At 75.7% G+C, this 19,369-nt stretch carries 17 protein-coding genes; 7 read left to right on the top strand and 10 right to left on the bottom strand.

The window, feature by feature from the left end; all coding sequences use genetic code 11:
* Positions 1 to 317: 317 nt before the first annotated feature.
* The 3 genes from FHR77_RS15470 to FHR77_RS15460 are packed head-to-tail and all read left to right on the top strand — an operon-like array spanning position 318 to position 4,677.
* Positions 318 to 2,423: a serine hydrolase domain-containing protein gene (locus FHR77_RS15470; RefSeq protein ID WP_167261784.1), complete on the top strand. Its 2,106-nt coding sequence runs from the start codon at positions 318 to 320 to the stop codon at positions 2,421 to 2,423.
* A complete protein-coding gene (locus FHR77_RS15465) occupies positions 2,423 to 3,928 on the top strand; it encodes a sensor histidine kinase (RefSeq protein ID WP_167261782.1) in 1,506 nt (501 codons plus the stop codon). Before FHR77_RS15470 ends, FHR77_RS15465 begins: the two co-directional genes overlap by 1 nt.
* On the top strand, positions 3,925 to 4,677 hold the full coding sequence (locus tag FHR77_RS15460; RefSeq protein WP_167261780.1) for a response regulator: 753 nt from the start codon (positions 3,925 to 3,927) through the stop codon (positions 4,675 to 4,677). The genes FHR77_RS15465 and FHR77_RS15460 overlap by 4 nt, the downstream gene beginning before the upstream one ends.
* A gap of 199 nt (positions 4,678 to 4,876) precedes the next feature.
* Here FHR77_RS15460 and FHR77_RS15455 read toward each other — a convergent pair whose 3' ends face one another.
* The 3 genes from FHR77_RS15455 to FHR77_RS15445 all read right to left on the bottom strand — a co-directional run bounded on the left by FHR77_RS15455 (position 4,877) and on the right by FHR77_RS15445 (position 7,765).
* Positions 4,877 to 5,542 (bottom strand): methionine ABC transporter permease, encoded by a 666-nt coding sequence (locus FHR77_RS15455; RefSeq protein ID WP_341777412.1) that lies wholly within the window; start codon positions 5,540 to 5,542, stop codon positions 4,877 to 4,879.
* Positions 5,535 to 6,578 (bottom strand): methionine ABC transporter ATP-binding protein, encoded by a 1,044-nt coding sequence (locus tag FHR77_RS15450; RefSeq protein ID WP_370543630.1) that lies wholly within the window; start codon positions 6,576 to 6,578, stop codon positions 5,535 to 5,537. Before FHR77_RS15450 ends, FHR77_RS15455 begins: the two co-directional genes overlap by 8 nt.
* Before the next feature lie 119 nt (positions 6,579 to 6,697).
* Positions 6,698 to 7,765, bottom strand: a complete 1,068-nt coding sequence (locus tag FHR77_RS15445; RefSeq protein WP_167261778.1) for a MetQ/NlpA family ABC transporter substrate-binding protein — start codon at positions 7,763 to 7,765, stop codon at positions 6,698 to 6,700.
* 203 nt (positions 7,766 to 7,968) lie between these two features.
* On the opposite strand from FHR77_RS15445, the gene FHR77_RS15440 reads away from it, so the two are divergent.
* Positions 7,969 to 9,264 carry an acyl-CoA dehydrogenase family protein gene (locus FHR77_RS15440; RefSeq protein WP_167261776.1) on the top strand — a complete coding sequence of 432 codons (1,296 nt, stop codon included), beginning with the start codon at positions 7,969 to 7,971 and terminating at the stop codon, positions 9,262 to 9,264.
* A gap of 83 nt (positions 9,265 to 9,347) precedes the next feature.
* Positions 9,348 to 9,644: a hypothetical protein gene (locus FHR77_RS15435; protein WP_167261774.1), complete on the top strand. Its 297-nt coding sequence runs from the start codon at positions 9,348 to 9,350 to the stop codon at positions 9,642 to 9,644.
* A gap of 57 nt (positions 9,645 to 9,701) precedes the next feature.
* On the opposite strand, the gene FHR77_RS15430 is transcribed toward FHR77_RS15435, so the two are convergent.
* A complete protein-coding gene (locus FHR77_RS15430; RefSeq protein ID WP_167261772.1) occupies positions 9,702 to 10,769 on the bottom strand; it encodes a magnesium and cobalt transport protein CorA in 1,068 nt (355 codons plus the stop codon).
* 928 nt (positions 10,770 to 11,697) lie between these two features.
* Here FHR77_RS15430 and FHR77_RS15425 point away from each other — a divergent pair.
* Positions 11,698 to 12,060, top strand: coding sequence for a hypothetical protein (locus tag FHR77_RS15425; protein WP_167261770.1), 363 nt, complete (start codon positions 11,698 to 11,700; stop codon positions 12,058 to 12,060).
* Between the two features lie 106 nt (positions 12,061 to 12,166).
* Here the strand turns inward: FHR77_RS15425 and FHR77_RS15420 are convergent, their stop codons facing one another.
* The 5 genes from FHR77_RS15420 to FHR77_RS15400 all read right to left on the bottom strand — a co-directional run bounded on the left by FHR77_RS15420 (position 12,167) and on the right by FHR77_RS15400 (position 16,584).
* Positions 12,167 to 12,979, bottom strand: a complete 813-nt coding sequence (locus FHR77_RS15420; protein WP_167261768.1) for an alpha/beta hydrolase fold domain-containing protein — start codon at positions 12,977 to 12,979, stop codon at positions 12,167 to 12,169.
* Between the two features lie 62 nt (positions 12,980 to 13,041).
* The gene (locus FHR77_RS15415) at positions 13,042 to 13,362 is read right to left on the bottom strand and encodes a hypothetical protein (protein WP_056051898.1); all 321 of its coding nucleotides are present in this window, start codon (positions 13,360 to 13,362) and stop codon (positions 13,042 to 13,044) included.
* 191 nt (positions 13,363 to 13,553) lie between these two features.
* A complete protein-coding gene (locus tag FHR77_RS16730) occupies positions 13,554 to 15,050 on the bottom strand; it encodes a LamG-like jellyroll fold domain-containing protein (protein WP_167261766.1) in 1,497 nt (498 codons plus the stop codon).
* Positions 15,047 to 15,934: a S26 family signal peptidase gene (locus tag FHR77_RS15405; protein ID WP_167261764.1), complete on the bottom strand. Its 888-nt coding sequence runs from the start codon at positions 15,932 to 15,934 to the stop codon at positions 15,047 to 15,049. Before FHR77_RS15405 ends, FHR77_RS16730 begins: the two co-directional genes overlap by 4 nt.
* Positions 15,916 to 16,584, bottom strand: a complete 669-nt coding sequence (locus FHR77_RS15400) for a hypothetical protein (RefSeq protein ID WP_167261762.1) — start codon at positions 16,582 to 16,584, stop codon at positions 15,916 to 15,918. Before FHR77_RS15400 ends, FHR77_RS15405 begins: the two co-directional genes overlap by 19 nt.
* A 360-nt stretch (positions 16,585 to 16,944) precedes the next feature.
* Between FHR77_RS15400 and FHR77_RS15395 the strand changes: the two genes are divergently transcribed.
* A complete protein-coding gene (locus FHR77_RS15395; RefSeq protein ID WP_167261761.1) occupies positions 16,945 to 17,874 on the top strand; it encodes a cation-transporting ATPase in 930 nt (309 codons plus the stop codon).
* Positions 17,875 to 18,083: 209 nt separating this feature from the next.
* On the opposite strand, the gene FHR77_RS15390 is transcribed toward FHR77_RS15395, so the two are convergent.
* A complete protein-coding gene (locus FHR77_RS15390; RefSeq protein WP_167261759.1) occupies positions 18,084 to 19,262 on the bottom strand; it encodes an ROK family protein in 1,179 nt (392 codons plus the stop codon).
* Positions 19,263 to 19,369: the final 107 nt, after the last annotated feature.

The raw sequence follows: 19,369 nt of genomic DNA, 5'->3' as shown, positions 1-19,369 counted from the left end.
CGGCCGCGCTGCTGAACCAGACCTTCAAGACCGACGCCGTCCAGGACGAGATGCTCGTCGGAGTCGCGAAGATCACCGTCGCCACCAAGTAGCACTCTCCCGCTGCTCGGTGACGACCGCGCCGGTGCTGCATCCCTCGACGTAGGGCCGGCATCCCGGTGGGACCCCCTCTTGCTCGTGAGCAGGAGGGGGTCTTCCGCGTGCCCGGGGTGCACCGACGGCGCGCCGGGTCGGCACCGGGCCTGCGTCGGAGGTCGTAGGCGAGGTCACGACCTGCGCACCCTGTGGCGGCGGGCTCCGGGCGCGAGCGTGGAGTCATGACATCGACACACGCCGAGAGCGGGGCCCCGAGGGGCCGCCGCGACCGCCGACTCCTGCCCCGCCTCGCCGCCGCCGCGGCCGTCGTCGCCCTCGCCCTGCCGCTCGCGGCCTGCGCGGGCACCGCCTCCGCCGAGCCCGCTCCCCCCGCCCCGCCGCAGCACCAGCCCGGCGGGCACGCCCTCACCGCCTCCGACGTCGACTCCTGGCTCGACGGGGCCGTCGGCTCCGCCCTGCAGACGACGGGCATCCCCGGCGCGTCGGTGAGCGTCGTCGCCGACGGCCAGCTGCTGACCGCCCGCGGCTACGGGCTGGCCGACACGGGCACCGAGGGCGACCCGGCCCGGCCCGTCGACCCCGACGACACGCTGTTCCGCGTCGGCTCCGTCTCGAAGGTCGTCTCCGCGACGGCCGTGATGCGGCTCGTCGAGGAGGGCCGGCTCGACCTCGACGCCGACGTGCAGCAGTACCTCGACTTCGACCTCGACACCCCGAAGGGCGCCGTGACGCTGCGCCACCTGCTGACCCACACCTCGGGCTTCGAGGAGGTCATCGCCGGCCTGATCGGGGCGCCCGGCAGCGAGGTGTCGCTGCGCGACGCCGTCTCGGCCGCCCCGCCCGAGCAGGTCTTCGCCCCGGGCACGACGCCCGCGTACTCGAACTACGGCGCCTCGCTCGCGGGCTACGTCGCCGAGCGCGTCAGCGGCGAGCCGTTCGCGCAGCTCGTGCAGGAGGAGGTGTTCGGGCCCGTCGGCATGACGTCGTCGTCGTTCGAGCAGCCGCTGCCCGCCGCCCTCGACGCCCGCCTCGCGAAGGGCTACCCCGACGACTCGCAGCCGTCGTGGCCGACCGAGGTCGTCAACGCCGCGCCCGCGGGGGCGATGACGTCGAGCGCCACCGACATGGCCCGCTTCATGCTCGCCCACCTCGGCGACCTGCCCGCCGACGAGTCGCCGCTCGCGGCCGACACGCTCGCCGAGATGCACCGCCCCGCGCTCGGCTCCGACGACCTCGGCACCCTCGCCGAGGGCCAGCGCATGGACCTCGCCTTCTTCGACGACAGCACGCCCGGCCTGCCGGCCTTCGGGCACGACGGCGACACGCAGGTCTTCCACACGGCGATGCGGATGTTCCCCGAGCAGGACGCCGGCATCTTCGTCACCCTCAACGGCAACGGACGCGACCCGATGGACTCGAGCGAGCTGCGCACCACCCTGCTCGAGGGCTTCGCCGACCGCTACCTCCGCGACGACGAGGGAGCCAGCGCGGGAGGCGCGGGCGCGGCCGCCGAGACGGTCGCGGCCACCTCCCCCGGCACCGCGTCGTCCGGCGACGCGAGCGCCGCCGCCGCCCTCGCGGGGACCTACGTCTCCTCCCGCTCGCCCTTCAGCAACCCCGGCGCCCTGCTCGCGCTCAGCGGCCAGACCACGGTCGTGCCGCGCAGCGACGGCACCGTCGCGGTCACCCCGAAGCCGCTCGGGACGACCACCGGCGTGTACGAGCAGGTGGGCGCGAACGCCTGGCGCGAGGTCGGCGGCGACGCCGTGCTCGCGACGCGGACCGACGGGGGCGACGACGCGACCGTGTCGGCGATCTCGTGGGGCGCCTCCTTCACCCTGCTGCGAGCACCCGTCTGGGGCACCGCCTCGCTGGTGCTGCCGACGGTGGCCCTGTCGGTCGTCGTGCTGCTCGTCTCGCTGGTCGCCTGGCCGGCGGTCGCCGTCGCCGTCGCCGGGCGCCGCCGCCGCGGGGAGCTGCCGGCCGCGGCTCCTGCTGACGCGGCAGCCCGTCGGGGTCGTCGCACCCTGCTGCTCTCGCGCCTCGGCCAGGTCGCGACCGTGGTCGCCCTCGTCGGCTGGGCCCTGGTCGCCGTGCAGGCGCTGTCGTTCGTCGACGTGCCCGCGGTGTCCCTGCGCGTGCTCCAGGTGCTGCAGGTGGTCGGCGTGCTCGCCGTCGTGCCGGCGGTGCTGGCGACCTGGCAGGCCGTCCGCGACCGTCGCGGCGCCCTCGTGGTGACGGGCCGCGTGCTCGTCGTGCTGGCCCTGGTCGCCCTGGCCTGGTTCGCGCTGGCGTACCGGCTCATCTCGCCGAGCGTGAGCTACTGATGACCCCCTCACAGGGCGACGCGCCCCTCGACCGCCCGCACACGGCGGCCCCGGCCGCCCCCGCGACCGACGGCACCTGGCAAGCTCCTACCGTGACCACCGCCACCGCCTCCCCCCGCCCCTCGGCGCTCCGCCGGGCCCTGGCCCGGGTGGGCGTGCGGAGCGACCTGGGCCGCGACGTCGTGCTCGCGGCCGCCTGGGCCCTGGTCGCACTCGCCTTCCTGGCCGGGCTGCAGGCGGCCGGCGAGCTGCTCGGCGCCGACCGGGGCGGCGTCGTGCCGCCCGCCCAGGTCGGGCTGGTCGTGGGGCTCGCCCTCGCCCAGCACGTGCCCCTGGCGCTCCGCCGCGTGTGGCCGGTCCCGGCCCTGCTCGCCGTCATGGTGCTGCAGGCCGCGCTGCTCGCCGTCCTGCCCTCCGGCATCGCGCTGTGGACGGCGGCGCCGGTCGTGCTCGCCTACACGGTCGGCTCGCTGCGGCCCACGCGGGTCGTCGTCGGCGCCGGGGTCGCCGCGGTCGCCGTCGCGGCGGTCGGGGCGGTCGTCGGTGCGACGGGCGTCGCGAAGCGGGCGCTCGGAGCGGTCGCCCTGCCCTCGCTCGACCTCCTCGACCCGGCCGCCGAGGCGCTGGCCCTCATCACGAGCGCCGTGCTGATCGTCGGGGTCAGCGCCGCCGTCGGCTCGTGGGTCGCCCTGCGCCGCCGGCACGAGCACGACGTCCGCGCCCGCGCCGCCGAGACGGTCGAGCACCAGGCGACCCTGACCCGGGCCGCGGTCGCCGCCGAGCGCACCCGCATGGCCCGCGAGCTGCACGACGTCGCGGCCCACCACCTCACCGGGCTCGTCGTGCAGGCGGGCGCCGCCGAGCGGCTCGTCAACGGCGACCCCGAGCGCGCGAAGGAGTCGCTGCGCAGCGTCCGCTCCCAGGGCCGCGAGACGCTCGACGCGCTGCGCTCGATCGTGGGCATCCTCCGCGAGACCGGCGACGACGCCGACGGCAGCGTGCCGGTGCCGGGGCTCGGCGACGTGGGCTCCCTCGTCGACTCGGCCCGCGCCTCCGGCACCGTGGTCGAGGTGCGGGCCGACGGGTCACTGCCGACGCTGCCCCCGCTGGCCGACGTCACCGCCTACCGGACGGTGCAGGAGGCGCTGGTCAACGCCCGTAGGCACGCTCCCGGGGCACCCGTGGCCGTCGACCTCCTGGCCGAGCCGCGCCGCCTCGTCGTGGTGGTCGAGAACACGATGCCCGCGACGGCCGGCCGCACGGCCCCGGGCTACGGGCTGGTCGGGATGCGCGAGCGGGCCGCGCTCGTCGGCGGACGCCTCGAGGCGGGGCCGACGGCGGCGGGCTCGTGGCGGGTGCGGCTGGAGCTGCCGGTCGAGGCCGACGTGGCGGCTGCCGCGCCCGGGGCGGCTGGGGCGCCCGGGGCGCCTGCCGGGCCTGCGGGGGTCGGCGCGTCGGGCACCGCGATCGGCGGCACGACGGCCGGCGACGGGAGCGGCGCGTGATCCGCGTCGTGCTGGTCGACGACCAGTCCATCGTGCGGGCGGGGTTCCGGGTGGTGCTCGAGACCGCCGGGGGCATCGAGGTCGTGGGCGAGGCCGCGGGCGGCCGCGAGGCGGTGACGCTCCTGCAGCACACGCGGGCCGACGTCGTCGTGATGGACGTGCGCATGCCGGGCGGCGACGGTATCGAGGCGACGCGGGCGATCACCGCCGGTGCGGCGGGCTCAGGTGTGGCGGTCGCCGGTGCGCCGGTCGCCGGTGCGGGTGCCGGCGCGACGGGCGCCGTCGGCGGAGGCGGGGCCGACGCGACGAGCGCGGGTGCCGGCGGCGGGCCCGCCGTGCTCGTGGCGACGACCTTCGACCTCGACGAGTACGTCTTCGGGGCGCTCGAGGCGGGGGCACGCGGCTTCGTGCTCAAGGACGCCGAGCCCGAGGAGTTCGTCGCCGCCGTGCGCGCCCTCGCCTCGGGCCGGGCCGCGATCGACGGTGCGACCACCCGTCGCGTGATCGAGGAGTTCACGCGGCGCCGGGCCGCCACCCTCGCGGGCCCGCCCGTCGACGTGCTGACGCCCCGCGAGCAGAGCATCGTGCGGCTGCTCGGCGAGGGGCTCTCCAACGACGAGATCGGCGAGCGCCTGGTGATCGAGACGAGCACCGTCAAGTCGCACCTCACCCGCGTGATGACGAAGCTCGACGCCCGCGACCGGCTGCAGACCGTGATCTGGGCCTACCGCTCGGGCCTGCTGCCCTAGTCGCGGCGCCCTCCGTCATCGAGGTGACTCGTCCTGGCCTCCCGACGCCGTCGAGACCCCAGGACGAGTCACCTCGATCACCGCGTCCCCTGAGTTGCCACTTTGGGGGCCTCCAAGAGCTCAAGAGCCCCTCAAAGTGGCAACTCACCGGAGGGACGTGCACGCGCGCAGGGCGTGCCCGCGGCGCCGCCCGCACCCCTCACGCGCGCAGCACCCGCCGCGCCACCCGGTTCCCGAGCAGCTGCGCCGCCTGCACCAGCACGATGATCAGCACGATCACCGTGACCATCACCACGGTGTCGAAGCGCTGGTAGCCGTACGTGATGGCGAGGTTGCCCAGCCCGCCGCCGCCCACGAGGCCCGCGACCGCGGTCGCGTCGACCAGGGCGACGAAGATGTAGGTGAGCCCGAGGGTCAACGGGCCGAGCGCCTCCGGCACCACGATCGTGCCGAGCACCCGCAGCGGCGACGCGCCCATCGCCGCGCCGGCCTCGACGGCGCCGCGGTCGACGGCGACGAGGTTCGTCTCGGCGATCCGCGCGATCGAGAACGTCGCCACGATCGTCAGCGCGAAGATCGCGGCGCCGGTGCCGATGCTGGTGCCGATCACCGCCCTCGTCAGCGGCGAGATCGCCACGATCAGGATGATGAACGGGATGGGCCGCACCACGTTGATCACCGCGTTCAGCGCCGTCGACACCGCCGCGTTCTCGAGCAGCGCGCCGCGCCGCGTCGAGTAGAGCACGAGGCCGAGCAGCAGCCCGAAGAGCGTCGCGAGCACGAACGACACCGTCACCATCTGGAGCGTCTGCAGCAGCGCCGCACCGATCTTCGGCCAGAGCACCGCGGGGTCGACGTCACGCACGGGCCCCCACCTCCTCCACCGTCGTCGTGCGGCGCAGGTCGCGGAGCGCGGCCTCCACCCGGTCGTCGTCGCCGAGCAGCTCGACGGTCAGGTCGCCGAACAGCCGCGACTGCAGCTCGCTCACCCCGCCGTAGACCACGTTGACGTCGACGCCGTGCTCGCGGGCGACCCGCGAGAGGAAGGGGTCGTTCGAGTCGCGGTCCACGACGTGCAGGTGCACGAGCCGGCCCGTGTGCACCTGGCGGATGCGCGTGAGCGTGGCCGCGGACGCCCGGTGGTGCAGCACCGAGGAGACGAACCGCGACGTCGTCGGGTGCCGCGGCGACGCGAAGACGTCGTAGACCGAGCCGGTCTCGACGACCTCGCCGTCCTGCATCACCGCGACCCGGTCGGCGATCGAGCGGATCACGTCCATCTCGTGCGTCACGAGCAGGATGGTCACGCCGTACTCGTCGTTCGCGCGGCGGAGCAGGTCGAGCACCTCGCCGGTCGTCTGCGGGTCGAGGGCGCTCGTCGCCTCGTCGCTGATCAGCACGTCGGGCTTCGTCGCGAGCGCCCGGGCGATGCCGACCCGCTGCTTCTGCCCGCCCGAGAGCTGCGACGGGTGGTCGAGCGCCTTGTGGCCGAGGCCGACGAAGTCGAGCAGCTCCTCGACGCGGTCGACGGTCGCGTCGCGCGAGAGCCCGGCGAGCCGCAGCGGGTACGCCACGTTGCCGTAGACCGTGCGCGACTGGAGCAGGTTGAACTGCTGGAAGACCATGCCGATGCGCTGCCGCGCCCGGTGCAGCTGCCGCCCCCGCAGCGCCGAGATCTCGCGTCCGTCGACGTGCACCGAGCCCGCCGTGGGCCGCTCCAGGGCGTTGACCGTCCGCAGCAGCGTCGACTTGCCGGCCCCCGACCAGCCGACGATGCCGAAGACGTCGCCGCGCTCGACCGACAGGCTCACGTCGCGCAGCGCGTCGACCCGGCGGCCCTGCACCTCGTACGACTTCGACACCCCGCGGAACTCCACGATCGCGTCGCCCGCCCCGGTCACCGAGGAGTCGCGGGTCGGCTCGGTCGCCGCGCCCGGCTCCCCGAGGGCGAGGCCCGCCTCCCCGAGGTCCGCGCCCGCCCCGCCGACGGCCACGGCCGCCGCGGTGCCCCCCGCCGCGCTCACGACGCCTGCTCGCGGGCCGCCGCCTCGAGCTCGGCGAGCGTCGCCCGGAGGTCGTCGGCCGACACGTCGACCAGCACCACGGCCCCGAACGAGTCGCGCTCGAGCGCCTCGGCGACGCGCGGGTCGGCGTAGGCGTCCTCGAGCACGTCCCACGCGGGGTCGTCGACGTCGTCGGCCCGGGTCACGACCGCGTTGACGTAGGGTCGCGAGCCGTCGCTCAGCGCGTCGTCGAGGTAGAGCGCGTCGTCGGCGTCGATCTCCTGCGAGGGGTCGAAGTACGACGTGCCGACGACGACCGCGTCGATGCTCGGGTCGTCGAACTGGGTCGGGATGGTCGTCGCGCCGATGGGCACGAACTGCAGGCCGAGGTCGTTCTCCGTGACGTCGTCGACGGTCGGGAAGATCCCGGCCCCGTCGTCGACCTCGATCAGGCCGGCCGCCTCGAGGATCCCGAGGGCCCGTCCGCTGTTCGCCGCGTCGTCGGGGATCGCCACGTGGTCGCCCTGCTCGAGCTCGTCGAGCGACGACTTCGTCGCCGAGAAGACGCCCCACTGGCTGATCGACGTCGAGAACACGGGCGTCAGGTCGGTGTCGTTCGCCGTGTTGTACGCGCTGAGGAAGGCCGTGTGCTGGAACGCGTTCGCGTCGACCTCGCCGGCGACGAGCGCCGAGTTGGGCAGCGTCCAGTCGTCGAAGTTGACCCACTCCACGTCGAGGCCGTCCTCCGCCGCGACCGTCGCCACCGCGTCCTGCAGCTCGCTCTCGCCGCTGCCCGCGATGCGGACGCTGAGCCGCTCGACGTCGCCGTCCGCCGCGTCGGCCGGGTCGGTGCCGCCCCCGACGGCGGTGCCGACGAGCACTCCCCCGCCGACGAGCGCCGCGACGCCGGCGACGCCGAGCACGGTGAAGAGCGCTCGGCGCCGCTTCCGGCGCGCCTCGTCGAGGCCAGCGCGGAGGCCGCCCGCGGGCCGGTCGGCCCTCTCGGGGCCGGGTGCCGGGTCGTGCCCCTCGGCCCCGTCGGCGCGGCCGGTCTGGTCGTCGTGGTGGTCGTGCTGCTCGCTCATGGCGTCTTCCCTGGGTGTCGTCGTGGTGATCGTGGTGGTGCTGGTGGGGAGCGACTGTGCCAGCCGGGAGGCCGTGGGTGAAGCGTCCGTGTCGACGCGTGACGGAGAGTGACGGTGCGTGACGGGACGTGTCGTCACATGACGCCGAGGGTGGTCGAGCGGCCGCCCGTCTGCGAGGAATGGAGCTCGACCGAGAGGACCTCATGAGCCACGACACGCAGACCACCGACCGGACGACGGGCGAGCACAGCAGCCCCGAGGAGGCGCGGGTCGACGCCCGCGTCGAGGCGCGGGTCGACGCCCGCGTCGAGGCCGCGTTCGCCCCGGTGCTGGAGCGCATCGCGGACGGCGCCGTCGCCCGGGAGCGCGAGCGCCGCCTCCCCGTGGCCGAGGTCGACGAGCTGCGACGGGCCGGCTTCGGCGCGCTGCGGGTGCCGGTCTCGCACGGCGGGTGGGGAGCGTCGCTGGAACAGGAGTACCGCCTCCTCGTCCGGCTCGGGGAGGCCGACTCGAACCTGCCGCAGCTGCTCCGCGGGCACGTGGCCTTCGTCGAGACGCAGCGGGCGCAGCCCGACGGGCCGCTGCGCGACGAGTGGCTGCACCGGCTGGCCGCGGGCGACGTCCTCGTCGGCAACGCCCAGGCCGAGCGCGGTGCGGCGACCGAGGTGACGACGCGGCTCGAGCAGCGCGGCGACGACCTCGTGCTCACCGGTCGCAAGTACTACAGCACCGGCACGATCTACTCCGACTGGATCTGGGTCGGGGCGGTGCGGGTCGGGGGCGACCGCGACGGCGAGCGGGTCGCGCTGAGCGTGCGGGCCGACGCTCCCGGGGTCACCCGCGTCGACGACTGGGCCGGCTTCGGCCAGCGGCTCACCGGCAGCGGCACGACGGTCTTCGACGACGTCGTGGTCGACCCGCGCCAGGTCATCCCGTGGGGCGAGAACGCCGAGCGCCGCCCGCTCGCGCACGCGCAGTCGCTCTACCAGCTGGTGCTGCTCGCGGCGCTGAGCGGCACCGCGCGGGCGGTCGTCCGCGACGCCGTCGCGTTCGTGCGGCCCCGCACGCGCACCTTCGGCGTCGGCGGCACGTCGTCGCCCCGCGAGGACCCGCTCGTGCAGCGCGTCGTCGGGCGGCTGTCGAGCATCGCGTCGTCGGTCGAGGCGATCACGCTCGCCGCGGTGCGGCAAGTCGACGTCGCCGACCGCGCGGACGCCGCCGACGACGGCCACGGCGCCCGCTGGGAGGATGTGCTCGTGCGGGTCTTCGAGGCGCAGCAGGTGGTGCTGCCGCTGGTGCTCGAGGCGGCGACCTCCCTCTTCGAGGTGGGAGGCGCCTCCGCGGTCGACACGGAGCTCGCGCTCGACCGCCACTGGCGGAACGCGCGGACGATCGCGTCGCACAACCCGGCGATCCTCCGCGAGCGCGCCGTCGGCGACTACCGCCTCAACGGCGTGCTGCCCGCGGCGCCCGGCGCGCCCGCGCCCTCGTCGAGGTGACGCGTCCTGCGCCCCTGCCGGCCTCGACGCCCCAGAACGAGGCATCTCGATGCGGCGCGCCCGGTCGCGGGTAGGTTCAGGGCATGCACGAGCCCGTCCAGATCACCGTCCTCGAAGACGAGAAGATCTGGGGGATGGTGCCGCGCGAGCTGGCCTACACGGCCGCTGGGGCGTGCACGGCGCTCGGGGTGGGGTTCGTCCTCGCGGCGGTCCTCTCGGGCCAGTGGTGGTTCCTGGCCGGCACGGGCCTCGCCTGGCTCACCGCCTCGGCCCTGCAGTCGTTGTCGTTCCACCTGCAGCGGCTCGGCTACGCGAACGCCGACCTGGTGACCTACGACGAAGCGGGCGCCGAGCCCCCCGACGACGACCGCCCGGTGTGAGGCGCGGGTCACGGGGTGCAGGCGGCGCGGCTCCCTGCGGGGGCCGGCCCGCGACTCCTACAGCCAGTGCTTCTTCTTGAAGACGAGCCAGAGGGCGACGCCGAGCAGCAGCATGAGCCCGAGCGCGAACGGGTAGCCGAAGCGCCAGTGCAGCTCGGGGATCACGTCGAAGTTCATGCCGTAGATCGACGCGACGAGGGTCGGCGCGAAGAGGATCGCCGCCCACGACGAGATCTTCTTGACCTCCTCGCCCTGCTCCATCGAGGCGCGGGCGAGGCGGCGGCTCTCCTCGCCCTGGGCGAGGCTGGCGCTGGTCATGCGGCGCATCGCGTCGTTCTGCTCCTGGGTGACGAGCGTCGAGTGCAGGGTCAGGGCGTTCTCGAGCAGCACGCGGAAGGTGTCGGCGCGCTCGGTGATGCGGATGGTGTGGTCGAGCACGTTGCGAAGCTGCGCCTGCACCTCGTCGTCGGTGCCGTACTTGGCGGCGCCGCGCAGCAGCGAGTCGACCATCTCGGGCAGGGGCCCGATGGCGCGCTGGAAGCCGATCACCTCCGAGAGCAGCTGGTAGATGCGCTTCGACGACTCGGGGGCGACCTGGCCGTCGAAGAGGTCGTCCTCGATCTCGTCGATGTCGTCCTGCAGGCCCGCGACCACGGGGGCGTAGCCGTCGACCAGCTCGTCGAGCACGCGGCTGAGCACGGCCTCGGACCCCTTGGCGAGGAACTCCGGGTCGGCCTCGAGGCGCTTGCGCACCTGGCCGAGGTCGGGGCGCTCGGCGTGCCGCACGGTGAGCACGAAGCGCGGCCCCGCGAAGAGGTGCACCTCGCCGAACTCGACCGCCTCGCGCTCGTCGTCGTACCAGGCGGAGCGCAGCACGATGAAGAGCGTCTCGCCGTAGCGCTCGAGCTTGGGGCGCTGGTGGCCCTTGCGGGCGTCCTCGACGCTGAGCGGGTGCAGGTCGAACTCGGCCGCCACCGAGTCGAGCTCGGCGGGGCTGGGGCGGAACAGGCCGATCCAGGCGAGGCCGCCCGCGGTGTCGTCGAGGGCGGCGTAGGTCTCGCGGAGGTCGGCGGGCGTCCGCGTGCGGGTGCCGCCGACGTAGATGCCGTTGTCGATGAGTGCCATGGGCGGGTCTCCTGTCGGTGCAGGAGGCAGGGGAGCGAGCGACGGGGGCCGGTGCGTGCGCGCGGGGGCGCGCGGGCTGCGTGGGCGCGGACTGGTCGGGCGCGGACTGCGCGGGCGCGAGCGGCCGGGGCGGCCGGGGAGCCTCGGCCGCCGGGGCGGGCCGAGCCGGGTGCCGACCCGCGGAGCGGGCCGAGCCGGTCAGATCCGGAACGCTCCGCCGACGAGGCGAGGGCGTCCCTGACGATCATGATCACCGGTCATGTCGCGAGTCACCTGCCTCTCGGTCGTGCGTTCGTGGTCGGTCGTGCGGGGTGGTGCGGCGTGCGGGGTGGTGCGTGGTGGTGCGGCGTGCGGGGTGGTGCGTGGTGCGTGCGGGTCGTGCCCGTGCGCCGGGCCCGGGGCGGGTGCCTCCCGAGCGGGGTGCGCCCTCGCGGGCCTCCCGCAGCATAGTGCGCGGGGGTGTCGGGGCGGGAGCCTCCTCACGGCATCCCTACGCGGTCGCACCGGCCCGCCCCGCGCCTCCCCGGGTCGGCCCCTTCCCCGCTCATCGACGCCCGTCCGCCTGCCCCCCTCGCAAATTTGAGAGCGATCGGCGCGACACCGACGGAGACAGGCGGGAGGCGCGGGCCGACGACCCGGATCACTCGCGTTCTGCCCCACGCGCCCCCGACCTCCTTCTCCGACGACCCCGCCCCTGCCTCACGCTGCACGGCCGTTCTCTCGAATTCGAGAGCGATCGGCCCGCCACCGACGCAGACAGGCGGGAGGCGCGGGTCGACGGGCGAGATCACTCGCGTCTTCCGGTGCCCGCGCTGGTGCCGGCCCCTGCCCGGCGTCGGCGCCCGGCCCGGGCCCCGGCGCCCCGGCGCCGCGCCTGACGGCGGCACCCGCGCCCCGCCCCGCGCCCCGCGCCCGCTACGCTCGCTCCGTGACCGCCCCCGCCGCCCCGCTGACCTGGGCCGACCTGCCGACCGCCACGCGCGTCGAGGTCGTCCGGCTCGCGGGCCGCGGCGAGGCGCACCCCGACCCGGCCGTGCGCCGCGCCGCGCACGAGTGGGCGACGATGCCGAGCTGGTCGTGGCGGGCGAACCGGCTGCCGGGGTGGACGCTGCCCATCGCCGCCGCGGTGCTCGGCGTGCTGCTCGTCGTCGTCGGCCTCGCCGTCGCCGCCCCCTGGCCGATGATCGTCGTGCTGGTCGCGGCCGCCGTCGTCGCCCTCGTGCTCGGCCTGCTCGGAGCGAACGCCCGGTCGTCGGCCGCCGCCGTGCGCGCCGTCGCCGACCGACCCTGAACTGACCGCCCCGACGCCTGATGCCGCGCCCGAATCCGAGCCCGGCCCCCGGCCCCGGCCACGGCCCCGACCCCCGGGCCAGCCCACGAGCCGACCCCCGCACCCCTCACCCCCGCAGGCACCACCCCGCGACGAGCTCCACCGCCGCCCCGAACTCCGTCAGCCGCGGCCGGTCGAGGAAGGCGTGCCGGGTGCCCGGCAGCACGTGCCGCTCGAGCTCCGCGCCCGACGCCGCCAGCTCGCGCGCGAACGCGTCGCCCGAGGCCCGCATCGAGTCGGCCTCGGCGTCGACCATGAGCGTGCGCGGGAACCCGGCGAGGTCCTGCCCGCCGGCGAAGGCGTGCCGGTCGGCGAGCGCCGCCGCGGTGCCGGCGTAGTTACGGTTCATCAGGTCGAGCCCCCAGCGGGAGTGGGACAGCCGCCGGTGCCCGCGCACCGACCGCTGCAACGCCCGGTCGACCGGCAGCACGGGGTGGAAGAAGCCGTAGCCGAGCACGACCCCGCGCGGCGCCGCCCCCTCGTCGATCGCCCGCAGGGTGGCGGCCGCGGCGAGGCACGCCCCCGCGCTCGCCCCGCCGATTAGGGCGCCGCCGGGCGTGGCCTCCGCGACGCTCCGCCAGACCGCCGACACGTCGTCGACCGGCCCCGGGAACCGCGTCCGCCCACGCCCGGCCCACCCGACCCGCCCCACGAGCGGCCACGGCGTCAGCCGGTAGTCGACCGTGACCACGCCGACCCCGCGGCGTGCCAGGGCGGACGCGACCTCGTGCGCCTCCGGCTGGTCGAGCCCGCCCCGGAAGAACCCTCCGCCGTGGGCCCAGACGAGCACGGGGGCCGACCGCGCCTCCTCGGGTCCGTCCCCGCCGGGCACCGCCGCCGCGTACTTCCGCACCGGCACCCCGGCGACGACGTCGTCCACCGGCGCGGGGCCTGAGGGAGTCGCGGGCCCCGCCCCCGGAGCACGCCCCGCCCCCAGCCCGCTCACCCGCGCAGGACGGACGCCCGCGCCGACTCCCGCTCGGCGTCGGTGATGACCCCGCGGCCGTGCAGGTCGTCGATCTCGGCGAGGCGCACCTCGACCGACTTCTCGGGCTGCAGCACCGTCGAGTCGCGGAGCTTCGCCGCGAGCTCGGCGTCGAACGTCAACGGGTTGATCCCCCGACGCCGGGCCGACACGACCTTGACCACGATGAGCACCACCATCGCGACGACGATGACGCCGATGACGAAGCCGGCGAGCGTGACGCCGGTGTCGAAGGCGCCGGGGCTGGAGCCGGGGAGGACTGCGAGCACGGGTGACATCGCCTCAGTCTCGCAGGCCCCGACCGACCGGTCCACGCCCCGGTCCGCCCCGCCCCTGCCCTCGGGGCCCGCCGAGTGGTCACGAACTGCTCCTCCGGGCGCCCGGGAGGAGCAGTTCGTGACCACTCGAGCCCGGCCGCCCCGCGTCCCCCGGCCGCCCCGCGCCCCGCGCCCCGGCCGACCCGCGCCTCCTACCGCCCCGCCTCCCAGTGCTGCCGCACCTGCTCCTCGGTCAGCACCACCGAGTAGACGGCCGCGTAGCGCAGCCCTCCGACGAAGTAGGGCGAGTCGGGGGTCACGGGCCACCCCGAGGGGATCGTGCCGGCCCCGACGCGCCAGTACCCGTCGTAGTTCATCGCCGACTGCACCGTCGCGTCGTAGGCGACGCGACGCCCGTCGAGGTACATCGTCATGCCGCCCTTCGGCGTGTACGTCACGGCGACGTGGTGCCAGGCCCCGTCGGTGACGGACGTCGTGGTGCGGATCGTCTGCACGTTGCGCGGCCGCTGCCCGTAGATCAGGCGCCCCTCGGCGCTCACGTAGAGCAGACGGTCGGCCTGCGTCGAGGTGCCCGTGGCGGAGTCGCCGAACCCGATGACGACGCCTTGCGGCCTGGTGGTGCGGAACCAGGTCTCCATGCTGAAGGTCTGCGGGTCGGACTGCTTCGTCGGGTACGTGACGTAGCTCGTGCTGCCGTCGGGGTCGTAGGCGGCCCCGGGGTCGCGGGGGCAGCTCGGCAGGGGAGGGCGGGCGAGGGTGCCCTGCGAGCCGACGTAGGCGCCGGTCGCGCCGTGCCCGGAGACGTCGGTGGCTCGCTGCGTCGGCTGCACCACGAAGGCGTCGAGCTGCAGGCCGGTGGTGTCGCTCGTCGCGTAGGCCGAGCCGCCGGGGGTGCCCACCGCGAGGCCGGCTCGGCCCGTCTCGGTGATGCTGGTGTCGGTGACGGCGATCACCTGCGCGCCGCCGACGAGCACGCGGATCGTCGACCCCACCAGGTCGAGCGAGAACCGCGTCGTGCTGCCGTCGGCGAGCGTCGCGGGCGACGTCCCGAGCAGGGTCTGGCCGCCGTCGACGACGGACCACAGCGCCCAGCGCTTGTCGGCCTGCTCGTAGCGGGCCGTGTAGTAGGTGCCGGTCGTGCTGGTCGCGGAGCCCGTGTTGAGGCGGCCCACCAGCCCCACGGCGTCGGCGGCGACGGTGCTGCGCACGAACACGTCGGCGCTCACCGTGTAGTTCGGGCTGCTCGAGGCGGGCTCCGAGCGGTACAGGACGAACGAGGTGCTGCCCGACTTCCGCACGCGGCCCGCACCGGTGAACACGACCTCCGTGCTCCCGCTCGAGTTGTGGCGCAGCCAGGTGCCGCCCGTGTCGCCGGTGTGGCCGGAGAGCGGTGCCCCGGCCGTGTCCGAGAAGGTGTCGCGCACGAGCTGGGCGATCGCCTGCTCGTCGAGCGGCCACTGGAAGACGGCGCCGTCGCGCTGCGGGGCCCACGCGTCGGGGCACCGGAAGTAGGTGGCCGTCTGCAGGCGGTCCCCCGTGTTGCGGACGGACGCCGTGAAGGCCGCGCTCGTGCCCTCGGTGGAGCCGGTCACGAGGCCGAGGCCCGCGACGAGCGCCACGGCCAGCACGGCGGCGAGGGCACGGAGCCGGGGCGCCGCCGAGCGGTGCGCGAGGTGCCGCCCGCTCACGCCGGCTCCGCCCGGCGGCGGCCGCGCTCGGCCCGGGGCTCCCCCGCGGGCAGGCCCAGCGTGAGCACCGCGATCAGCGGCGAGGCGCAGATCAGCGCGACGACGACCCAGCCCACGACGGGCAGGTGCAGCGACGTCGTGAGGTCGACGGCGGAGGCGCCCGCGGGCACCGGCACCTGGCCGACGGCCCCGCTGACGAGGTCGGCGTGGCCGCCGCCCTCGGCCGCGACCCGCACGGGCACGAGCCCGGTCGAGACGACGTGGGCGACGCCCCGGCCCGCGGCGTCGACCGTGGTCGAGAGCAGCACGGCCCCGACGAACGGGCGCAGCACCGACACGACGCCGAGCACCACGGCGCAGCCCGCGACGAGGAAGAAGGCCGAGCGCGCCGAGTCCGAGCGGAGGCGCGTGCCGACCGCCCAGACCGCCAGCGCCCCGAGGGCGAGCCAGGGCAGCCCGCGCACGAGCCACCCGACGCCGGGCAGCAGGGCGACGGCCCGGCCGACGAGGTCGTCGTCGCCGAGCAGCCACGGGTCGACGGCCCCGGTGGTGTCGCCGCTGGTGCGGACGCCGTCGGCGCCGATCGACGCGACCCGGTGGGTGTACACCTCGCCCGGCACGGTCGGCGGGCGGAAGGTCACGACGTCGCCGACGCGCAGGTCGGCGGAGGGGCCGGAGGCGCGGGTCGGCTCGGTGAGCACCAGCGTCCCCACCGGCGCCGCCTCCCCCATCGACGAGGAGGTCACGACGAACCAGCGCCCTCCCCCGTGGTGGAACGCCCCCGCCGCGACGGCCAGGGCGACCGCGCCGACGACCGCCACGGCGAGCAGGAGCGCGCCGAGCCGACGCGCGAGGGGCGCCGACGTCAGGCCGTGAAGGTCCACGTCAGCGGCATCGAGGCAGTCAGCGACTGGTAGCTGTTGTCGGCCGTCGAGTCGAGCGAGACGACGAAGGTGAAGGGCACGGCCGTCTGGCCGCTCGGCGCGGTGAGGGTGATCGGGCCGCCGCTGGCGAGGCCCGCCGCCGTCCCGGAGAAGACCGAGGCGCCTCCCGCGGTCGTGACGGAGACGCGGATCTTGCTGCACAGGTCGGTGGCCGACCCCGTCGTGGCGGAGCCGGCCGTCGCGGTCTGCGTGCAGGTGCCGGGCGAGAGCGTGAAGGTGCGGACGGCGGCCGTGCCCGTGGCCTGGATGCTGACCTGCGTGGTCGCGGCGGGGCCGCCGGGGGTCATGGCGGTGTCGCCGCCGAACTTGTTGATGGTCGAGCAGGTCGCCGCCGACGAGCCGGCGCCGCCGTCGGTGCTGCTGCAGGTGGTGCCGCTCGTCGTGCCGGGCACGGACGACGACACCAGCGCCTCCTTCATGGCCAGCGAGGCCGTGCCGACGGTGTTCTTGTCGTTCGCGATGCTGGCCGTGAACGACGAGAGCGTGCCCGTCATCGTGAGGCTGAGCACGATCGAGCCGATGACGCCGGCCGCGAGGGCGAGCGGGGTGGTGCGGACGCGCCGACGGCGCAGGGAGACGTGGGAGGACATGGTGGAGTGCCTTCGGGGTCGTTCTGCGCGTGTCGGGGTCGCGGCCGCCTCGGGAGCAGGGCCGCGGCGGCGGGTCGCCGCGCGCAGTGACCTGGACGCTAAACGAAGCCCCAACGCCGCGTCACGGCCGTCGTGCCCCCAGTTCGAGGCGTGATCGTGCGTCGGGGCGGCGTGCCGCGCCGTACCGTCTGCGCCCCGGTCCGATCGACCGACGACGCCGACGGTCATCGTCCACCGAACGCGGCAGGATGCGCGGTGGCGGAGGCGGAGGAGGCTCCGGCACGAGCGGACCGTCCGGTTCGGATGACTCCCGCAGCTTCTCCGGGGGGTCTGCACATCGGGGGCCGCCACGCTGTGGTCATGCCCGACTTCAAGCGCCTCCTGGGCGCCGCCGCGAAAGCGCTCGGCGACTCGTCGTCCTCGTCCTCCTCTTCTGCGTCGTCCTCCGGCGGGCGCGGCGGCTCGCGCCCCGGCTCCGGCACGGACTGGCGCGACCTCGTCCGCACCGCGGCCGACAAGCTCACGGGTGACGAGCGCCAGCAGGGTGCGGGAGGCGCGGGCCAGGCCCCGGGGCGCGCCCCCGGTCAGCAGCCCCACCAGTCCGTCCCGTCGGCGGGGCAGGCCGCCCCGCAGGTCCGAGCCTCCGAGGCCGACCGCGTCGCGCTCGGCAAGTACGACTACCTCCTGCGCACGGCCGAGCCGGAGCAGCTCGAGCAGGTGCACCGCGACGCGTTCGCGCGGCTCACGCCCGAGCAGCGCGAGCTCGTGCAGGCCCGCCTCGGCGAGGAGCTGCCCGCCCACGAGCAGCCCCGCAGCGGCGGCACCGACGACCTCGCCCGCGCGGCGACGCGGGGCGAGACGGCGCACCCCGGGCTGATGCAGCGGGTGTTCGGCGGCGGCGCCGGGGCCGGCACCGGCACGGGCACTTCGGGCTCGGGCTCCCGCACGGGCTCGGGCGCCGGGAAGTTCGCGGCGGGTGCGGCGGCCGGGGTCGGGGTCGCCGCGCTCGGCGGTCTCGCCCTGACGGTCGCGGCGGGTGCCGCGGTCAGCAGCGTGGCCGCGCCGCTCCTCTCCGGTGCGCTGGCGGACGGCGTCGACTTCGGCGGCCTGGCCGAGAACTTCGGGCTCGAGGGCATCGCCGGGATCGGCGAGGGCCTCGGCGGCCTCACGGAGGGCGTCGACGGCCTCGCGCAGGCCGGCGAGGAGGGCCTCACCGGCCTCGGCGAGCAGGTCGGCGGCCTCGGCGAGGGCTTCCAGATCCCCGGCCTGGGCGACCTCTTCGACCGCTGACGCGCCTCCCCTGGTCCAGGTGCCTCGATCTGGCCCCTCGGCACCCGCCGAGCCCCAGCTCGAGGCACCTCGTCGCCCCCGCCCCGCACCAACGCTGCACCCGCGCACCTCAGTTGCCGATTTGAGGGGCTCAGCAGCCCGCTGGACCCCTCAATTCGGCAACTGACCGCACCGACCGTGGCCGACCCAGCCCACGGGCTTCACGCCACTCAAGCCCCGAGCGCCCCGAGCGCCCCGATGCGCGCCTGCACCGCCACCGCCGCCGCCCCGCGTGCCCACGCCCCGAAGTCCGCTGCGCCGGTCAGCACCCGCACCTCCGACGCGTCGGGGTCGCGGTCGGCGGCGATGCCCGCGCGCAGCTCCGTCGCGGCGACGGGCACGTCGACGAGGCCGACGCCCTCGCCCGACAGCACCACGGTGCCGACCATCGTGAGGTTCGCGACCGCCGCGACCATCCGGCCGAGCGAGCGGCCGGCCGTGCCGACGACCTGCACGGCGACCGGGTCGCCCGAGGCGGCGAGCGCCAGCAGCTCGTCGTAGGCGACGCGGCGACCGAGGCCCACCGCGGCCGAGGCGCACATGCTCGTCGTCGACAGCATCGCCGTCGAGCAGCCACGGTGGCCGTCGACGCAGATCGGCCCGGTCGGGTCGAGGGGGACGTGCCCGCCGAGGCCGAGGCCCGTGTCGGGCGTGATGACCTGCCGCCCGTGGACCACCAGCCCGTAGCCGACGCCGGCCCCGACCGTCACCACCGCGAAGTCGTCCACGCCGCGACCGAGGCCGAACCAGCGCTCCGCCTCGGTCAGCGCCACGACGTCGTTCTCCACGACGACCGGCACCCCGAGCCGCTCCGCGAGCATCCCGCCCAGGTCGACCTCCCGCCACGCGAGGAACGTCGCCCGCAGCACCGTCCGCTGCCCTGTCACCTTGCCGCCGATGCTCACCCCGACGCCCGCGAGGCCCTCGAGGCCGGCGACGCCGCCGCCGTGCGAGCTCGCCGTGAGCTCCCGCACCACCGCGACCAGCGCCTCCACCACCTCCTCCGGCGACCGACCCGCCAGGTCGGCGACGTGCTCGCCGAGCGCCTTCGCGCGCAGGTCGGTCAGCACGCCGAACGCCTGGTCGCCGGTGAGCTTGACGCCGACGAAGCGCTGCAGGTCGGCCTGCACGTCGAGCGGCTTCGCGGGCCTGCCGACGGCTCCGGCGAACTCGACGGCCCCCTCGACGAACAGCCCGCTGTCGAGGAAGGGCTTGCTCAGCCGCGTCAGGCTCGCGGGCGACAGCCCCAGCCGACGCCCGAGCTCCGCCCGCGCGATCGGCCCGTGGATGAGCACCTCACGCACCAGCTCGCGGCCGGACTCGCTCAGCGCAGGCTCCGTCGTCGGCATGGGCACCCTCCTGCGTCGTCGCGGCCGTGGGCAGGCCCACGGAGGCCGCGGGTCTGCGGTCCGCCGAGCATATCTTCCGCTGTGGACCGAAAGGAGGCGCGGAGAGG

The sequence above is a fragment of the Frigoribacterium endophyticum genome, from assembly GCF_011759585.1.
Taxonomy (GTDB): domain Bacteria; phylum Actinomycetota; class Actinomycetes; order Actinomycetales; family Microbacteriaceae; genus Frigoribacterium; species Frigoribacterium endophyticum.
The sequence above is the reverse complement of the archived record's forward strand: the minus strand, read 5'-3'. Positions and strand labels throughout refer to the sequence as shown.